We start from the raw sequence: 4,155 nt of genomic DNA, 5'->3' as shown, positions 1-4,155 counted from the left end.
TCAAGGGTTGCAGTATTTGGATTTATGAATCCGGTGTTCGGCGTGATACTGTCGGCATGGCTGCTCCGCGAGGGCGCGCAGGCGCTTGGTCCGATAAGCCTGGTGTCGCTGGTTTTGGTGTGCGCAGGAATATACATAGTGAATAAGTAGGGACGTTCCTGGGAGGTTAATATGAAGATGACAACACTTTGTTACATAGAGAAAGATGGAAGATACCTGATGCTCCACAGGACAAAGAAGGAGAAGGACATTAATAAAGGCAAATGGATCGGTGTAGGTGGACATGCCGAGGAGGGTGAGAGTCCTGAAGACTGCCTTCTCAGGGAGATAAAGGAGGAGACGGGACTTACGCTTACATCGTATAGATTCAGAGGGCTGGTGACATTTATCAGCAATGAGTGTGAGAATGAGCTTATGTGCCTGTTCACCGCAGATGGATTTGATGGGGAAGTTCAGATATGCGATGAGGGGGACCTTCAGTGGATAGATAAAGAGATCGTGCCAACACTTCCAACGTGGAGCGGGGATGCGATATTTCTGAAGCTGTTGCTTGAAGGGGAGGAGAGATTTTTCTCACTCAAGCTCGTATATGAGGGAAGCGAGCTGGTTGAACACAGGCTGGAGTTTTATTGATGGGATTTGCTTTAGGGACACTCCTCGTGACAGAAGGAACGTCCCCACAAATGGAGGAACAAAATGGAATACAAAAGATTTGACAACACAATAATTGCAAGGATTGACAAAGGCGAGGAGATATTGGAGCAACTGAAGGTAATTGCTGTCAATGAGAATATAAAGCTTGCCAGTATCAATGCTCTTGGAGCTATCAACGATTTTACAGTCGGAGTATATAAGATAGATGAAAAGAGATATTACTCCAACAGCTTTAAAGGATATTATGAAATCACATCGCTTACAGGAACAATCAGTACAATGGACGGAGAATATTATGCACATCTCCATATGAGTGCTGGAAATGAGAAGGGTGAAGTGTTTGGCGGACATCTGAACAGAGCTGTTGTCAGCGCAGTCTGTGAGATGGTAATTTCAGTAATTGATGGAAAAGTTGACAGAATTTATGATGAAGGAACAGGGCTTAATATATTTAAGTTTGAATAAAGTTGAACAGTTTGAGAAATCGGCACATAAAGATAATGAATGGAGGATTATATATGACTTACAAAAAGAATGTTTCAAATATGGTGATTGCCATCGTGTGTGTTGTTTTGTTTGCTGTGACTGCGATTTATTGTGTGCCGAGATTCTCTTTGCTTTCATCGAGTGCATTGCCGGCAACGGTTGTGGATGCGGACAAGCATGGGACAAGCGGCTATGCAGTATTAAAGGTAGACGAAGCCAGAGAGGATGGAGGAACGATATTCTTCCACTATTATTATTCTGGGAACAAGTCACATCTAAAACAGGATGAAAAGGTGCTGGTAAGTGGTAACATCACATTTATGGATGAATCGACAAAACAAGGTGTGAATGCAGACCTGGTTATCGGAACAAAGACGCCGGTACTTATGTGTTTGATTTTATCATTGTTGGGGATGGTTGGTGCAATTAGCCTGTTGCCATCTGCAATTCGCAATTTCCGTAATAAACCATGGAGTAGTGATGAGGAGACAGATGCGAAGAACAAATCGGTGAATGCATTCTATACGGCTGAGATTTCGGCACTTGTAGTTGCTTTGATTTTCTTTGTGGCGGGTATGACGCAGGTGGTCGGATATGCCTGCGCGAAGAATCATACAACAGGAACTGTAACATATCAAAGCTCCCGGCAGAGCTCCAATCATGTCAAGGTATATAGCGGAAATGCTGTCAGAAATCGCAAATCAATTTATGGGAAAGGCATTCGGCCAACTTATACGGTGTTGCAGATTAAGGCGGATTCACCGGTCAATGGTGCCGATGTGTTCTGGTATGAGGGAAATTGCATCATTCTGGGCAGCAAGAACGTTTATATAGGCTATAATGATAATTCCATGTCGGTCTTATCACAGTTTGAACTGGTAATGACGATCATAAGCGGTGCATTTTTATTATTACATGCAGTTTCTGCGCTGTTGATCAGTAAGAAAAATCCATATGGCGGGAAGCTTTTCTGGTTTTGGTTTTAGGGAGTGACAATATATGAAGTATTTATATTTGCATGGACTAGGACAAAAACCAGACAGTTGGAATAGCGTAATAAAAGAAACGAAGGTATCGGAAAGTAGTGTCAAATTAAGTTTGGCAGAGATGTTAGAAGGAAAATCTGCTACATATAAGGAATTATATTCGGCATTCTCATCAGAATGTGACAAGGTGAACGATGAAATTGTCTTATGTGGGCTTTCTCTAGGCGCTGTTTTGGCACTTAATTATGCGATAGACCACCCAGATAAAGTAAAGTCGCTCGTATTAATTGCAGCACAGTATAAAATGCCTCAAAAATTATTGAAAGTTCAGAATATGTTGTTTCATCTTATGCCGAATTCGGCATTCAGTAAAATGGGTTTCAAAAAAGCGGATGTTATCAGCCTGTGCAGGACGATGGCTGAATTGGATTTCAGTGACTCCCTGCATAAGGTGTCTTGTCCGGTATTGCTCATTTGTGGGGAAAAGGACACTGCAAACAAAAAAACTTCAAAAGAACTTTGCCAATATTTGAACAACGCCTGTTTCCATGAACTTGCGAAAACAGGTCATGAAGCAAACATAGAAGCTCCGGAAGAGTTGGCGATCGTGTTGCAGAGATTTTATGATAATATCAGATAAAATTCAGTGGTGCGTCCAGACAAGGGCATGTGGTGATGTGAATTTATGGAGAAAGTTATGGACTGGTTAAATATATTCGGACTGATAATGATTGCAGTTATTATGATACCCAATATTATTTTTGCAGTTAGATGCAAAGAGGGATTTCAAAACAAATGGAGCAATAAATTTGTTGAGGTTGCAGAACAGATAGGAAGGTTTGGCTGCTTTGGTTTTATGATAATTAACATTCCTGGAACATGGTTCGGGTGGTGGTCTGACGAAGCATTTGCCATATACCTTATTGTGGACGCGATATTAGTAGTGTTGTATTGTGCAATTTGGATAATTTGCTTTAAGAAGAGCAGCATATTCAGAGCACTGGCGCTATCTGTTATTCCCTCAGTTTTGTTCTTGTTTAGTGGAATTATGAGCAGATCAATTCTGTTGCTTATCGCAGCAATATTGTTTGCGCCAAGCCATATTTTGCTTTCGTATAAGAACGCAAAATGATATTGGTCAACAGTCCTTTATCTTCGCTGACGCCTAATGAGCGAAAAGAAAATGCTGCATGGAAGAAAAATACGAAATATAGAAGCCGAGTATCTTTTTGGAAAAATAATCATTATGTTCGTGTTAAAATCACTGAAGATAATCAGTATATAATACATTCGATGAAAAAATCACATAAAAGACAATATACATATGATGAAATCATCAAAGAATTTATATTATTTGCTGATGCAGATGCTGAGGAAATAGGCAAGGCGGTTATTAAGTCATTTATGGAATCAGAACGATATTACAACATGGGTTATGGTTTTGTTGTAATAATATATTACATATGATATTGGGGTTTATGCTGAGCCTATAAGTACAAATTACAGGAGGGTTCAAATGGGATTATTTGATAGATTTAAGAAGATATCAAAGGAAAGTTTATTAGGATATTTGCAAAATAGCATTTCAGATAATTCTAGCCTGGAACACATAGTAAGCGTGTTCGAAGAGATGTGTAATATGCCACTTAAAGAAGATATGATTTTATTTGAAACAGGAACCTATTCTTTTACAGGAAAACCTATGTTTAACTTTTCTTTGGTTAGACAATTTCCTAATGATGAGGAAGAGTATTATCAAATTCATGTGGATGTGTTATATATTCCAACGGAAGAAAATAAAGATTTTCAACGAACTATATGGAATGAGGATATTGAAGAAGATATATTCAGCTATATCTAAAAAGACTCCTGAGTTTGATTTCTGTAAAGATAAGGTATTCAGCAAAAATAGAAATATATTTGGATGAAACCTAACGTGAAAATCGGAAGTTAGTGGAGGCAAGGCAATGCGAGATTGTGATATTCAATTTATAAAACAAATTAAAAATAGTGAAGACTTATGAGATTA

7 protein-coding genes and 1 pseudogene are annotated in these 4,155 nt (G+C 39.1%); all 8 read left to right on the top strand.

The features are described from left to right. Nucleotides 1-150, top strand: a pseudogene (locus CCU_RS14940) (EamA/RhaT family transporter); the annotation flags it as partial. Between the two features lie 21 nt (nt 151-171). After that, nucleotides 172-633, top strand: coding sequence for an NUDIX hydrolase (locus CCU_RS07075; RefSeq protein WP_015534100.1), 462 nt, complete (start codon nt 172-174; stop codon nt 631-633). A 63-nt stretch (nt 634-696) separates the two neighbouring features. After that, on the top strand, nt 697-1,119 hold the full coding sequence (locus CCU_RS07070; protein ID WP_015534099.1) for a PPC domain-containing DNA-binding protein: 423 nt from the start codon (nt 697-699) through the stop codon (nt 1,117-1,119). Nucleotides 1,120-1,172: 53 nt separating this feature from the next. Continuing rightward, nucleotides 1,173-2,126: a hypothetical protein gene (locus tag CCU_RS07065; RefSeq protein ID WP_015534098.1), complete on the top strand. Its 954-nt coding sequence runs from the start codon at nt 1,173-1,175 to the stop codon at nt 2,124-2,126. A 13-nt stretch (nt 2,127-2,139) separates the two neighbouring features. After that, a complete protein-coding gene (locus CCU_RS07060) occupies nt 2,140-2,766 on the top strand; it encodes an alpha/beta hydrolase (protein ID WP_015534097.1) in 627 nt (208 codons plus the stop codon). Between the two features lie 45 nt (nt 2,767-2,811). After that, a complete protein-coding gene (locus CCU_RS07055) occupies nt 2,812-3,258 on the top strand; it encodes a hypothetical protein (RefSeq protein ID WP_004853452.1) in 447 nt (148 codons plus the stop codon). Further along, complete coding sequence (locus CCU_RS07050) at nt 3,255-3,593, top strand: hypothetical protein (RefSeq protein WP_015534096.1); 339 nt, start codon at nt 3,255-3,257, stop codon at nt 3,591-3,593. The genes CCU_RS07055 and CCU_RS07050 overlap by 4 nt, the downstream gene beginning before the upstream one ends. 49 nt (nt 3,594-3,642) lie before the next feature. After that, the gene (locus CCU_RS07045) at nt 3,643-3,987 is read left to right on the top strand and encodes a hypothetical protein (protein WP_015534095.1); all 345 of its coding nucleotides are present in this window, start codon (nt 3,643-3,645) and stop codon (nt 3,985-3,987) included. Nucleotides 3,988-4,155: the final 168 nt, after the last annotated feature.

This window comes from Coprococcus sp. ART55/1 (genome assembly GCF_000210595.1).
In the GTDB taxonomy this organism is placed as follows: domain Bacteria; phylum Bacillota; class Clostridia; order Lachnospirales; family Lachnospiraceae; genus Coprococcus; species Coprococcus aceti.
The sequence above is the reverse complement of the archived record's forward strand: the minus strand, read 5'-3'. Positions and strand labels throughout refer to the sequence as shown.